At 47.1% G+C, this 410-nt stretch carries 1 protein-coding gene; it reads right to left on the reverse strand.

Annotated elements, in window-relative coordinates:
- Positions 1–391, reverse strand: a 391-nt coding sequence (locus Afil_RS10755; protein ID WP_230268550.1) for a transposase family protein, incomplete at its 3' end; no start/stop codon positions are given.
- Between the last annotated feature and the right edge of the window lie 19 nt (positions 392–410).

A 410-nucleotide genomic window follows, 5' to 3' on the forward strand; every position in this document is an offset into this window, starting at 1 on the left:
CAATGTACGATTCGAGAGCTGTAGTAATCGTATGCTTCTGTGCTCTGAATGGAATAGATCGCATTTGTGTATGATGGCCGTTCTCGCAGAAGAGGCGCTGAACCTTCACGGTGACATGGATATAAGTAAAGCCAAAGGGAAGGTGGCGCAGTGTGATTGAACGAGATGATTTGATGTGCATCTTCTGACCGCAAACGGGGCAGATTCGTTCTTCATCAGTGACTTCACAGAGTACTCCGTCACACTGATAGATGGAATGGTTTCCGGAAGCATCGATCCGGGGATAAACACCTGACTGGGTAAAGCCCGGCAGCGATGAGGGAATGAAAAGCAGACCGTTATTCGATTCATTGGAAACTTGAAAAGCAGCTGAAGAGTTAGTAGAGTACATACGGGATCTCCTGTATCTG

Source organism: Allobaculum fili (assembly GCF_020969955.1).
Classification (GTDB): domain Bacteria; phylum Bacillota_I; class Bacilli_A; order Erysipelotrichales; family Erysipelotrichaceae; genus Allobaculum; species Allobaculum fili.